The following is a 1,964-nucleotide window of genomic DNA, read 5'->3' as shown; positions in this document are numbered from 1 at the left end:
CTCGCGGCCGGGATCGCCGCCGGATCGCCGCTCGACGTGCTCGCGACGCGGCACGCGTACGTCGCGTTCGCGGTGTTGCTGTGTATCGGCCTCTACATGATGATAGCCAACCCGAACCTCGTGAAGAAGATCATCGGTCTCAACCTGTTCCAGACCGCGATATTCCTGCTTTTCATCGCCTCCGGGTACGTGGAGGGCGGATCGATCCCGATCGTCCCGTCCGGCGCCGCGGAGACGGGGACGTACGTCAGCCCGCTCCCGCACGTGATCGTCCTCACCGCCATCGTCGTCGGCGTGAGCCTCACCGCCGTGGGGCTCGCGCTCTGCATCCGGATCCACGACGAGTACGGGACGCTCCGTACCGACACGCTCCGCGAGCTGCTCCGCGACGAGGGGACGATCCCGGGACACCGGGGCGCCGACGGGGGGGGAGACGGATGACTGACGTCCTCCTGCCGCTCGCGATCGCGGTGCCGATCGTCGCGGCGACTCTGCCGATCGCGCTCGGGCTGGCGCGCCCCGACGCCGGCTGGCCGGTGGCGGCGGTCACGACCGTCGTGCACGCGGCGATCAGCGCCGCGATCGTCGTGGAGACGGCCGTTTCCGGTCGGTTCTCGCACGCGCTCGGGACGTATCAGCCGCCGATCGGGATCGAGCTGGTCGCCGACCCGCTGTCGGCCGCCGTGCTCGCGCTCGTCGCCGCGGTGTCGGTCGCGACGCTCGCGTTCGCGCGCGTCGCCGGCCGCGCGGGAACCCCTTCTACAGCGCCTACCTGCTGTTGGTCGCCGGGCTCTCGGGGATGGTCCTCACCGGCGACCTGTTCAACCTGTTCGTCTTCCTAGAGATCGTCGGGATCACGACGTACGCGCTCATCGCGGCCGACCGCTCCGGGGCGAGCGCGTACGCGTCCCTGAAGTACCTCGTCGTGGGCACCGTCGGCGCCTCGCTGTACCTGCTCGGCGTCGGCTACGCGTTCCTCGCGACGGGGACGCTGAACATGCTCGACATGCAGGCGCAGCTCGCACAGGTCGGGTACGCGGACACGCTCGTGCGCGCGAGCTACGCGCTGATCGTCGCCGGGCTCGGACTGAAGATCGCGGTGTTCCCCATCCACGCGTGGCAGCCGGACGCCTACCAGCGCGCGCCCGACGCCGTCACGACGATCGTCGCGGCGCTCGTCTCGACGGCGAGCGCCTACGCGCTGATCCGCGTGAGCTACACCGTGTTCACCGTCGAGTTCCTCGCGGCGAACGACGCGATCACGACGACGATGCTCGTCGTCGCCGGCGCCTCGATCCTCGCGGGCTCCGCGCTCGCGGCGATGCAGTCGGACCTCAAGCGGATGTTCGCGTACTCCTCGGTCGCGCAGTTCGGGATGATCGTCGCCGCGGTCGCGCTCGCGAACGAGACCGCGCTGCTCGGCGGGATCGTCCACCTCGTCGGTCACGGACTGTTGAAGTTCGGGCTGTTCCTCGGGGTCGGGCTGCTCGCGCTCGGCTACGGCGGCCGCCGGATCGAAGACCTCCCGAGCGTCGCCCGGGAGGCGCCGTACACCGCGGGCGCGGTCGCGGTCCTCGGGCGCTCGCGCTCGTCGGCGTCCCGCCGTCTGTCGGCTTCCTCGGCAAGTGGTACCTCGCGTCGGCGCGGTCGAGGCCAGCATGGCCGGCGGCGGCCCGGCGGGGATCGGCGTCGCGGCGGTGATCCTCGTCAGCACGCTGCTCACGCTGTCGTACGTCGCGCGGCTGATAGAGCGGTTCTACTTCGCCGGCGTCGACCTGCCCGGCGGTCACGACGACGCCGGTGACGATCACGGCGGTGCTGGCGACGATCACGGCGATCACGGCCACGGTGACGACGCGTCCGGGGCGGGCGTCGCGGCCGACGGGGGGCGCGACGCGCCCGACGCCGTCTCGCCGCTCGACGGCGCGCCGCGGTCGCCCGGCGTCCCGGACCGCGTCCCGCCC

At 71.9% G+C, this 1,964-nt stretch carries 1 protein-coding gene and 1 pseudogene; both read left to right on the top strand.

Annotation, left to right across the window (positions count from 1 at the left end; genetic code table 11):
• Positions 1-441, top strand: a 441-nt coding sequence (locus tag GJ633_RS16235) for a cation:proton antiporter subunit C (RefSeq protein WP_156589597.1), incomplete at its 5' end; no start/stop codon positions are given.
• Positions 438-1,964: pseudogene (locus GJ633_RS16230) on the top strand (proton-conducting transporter membrane subunit); the annotation flags it as partial. The gene GJ633_RS16235 and the pseudogene GJ633_RS16230, both read left to right, overlap by 4 nt.

The organism is Halorubrum sp. CBA1125, from assembly GCF_009742825.1.
GTDB lineage: Archaea > Halobacteriota > Halobacteria > Halobacteriales > Haloferacaceae > Halorubrum.
This window is presented reverse-complemented; position numbering and strand designations above follow the sequence as displayed.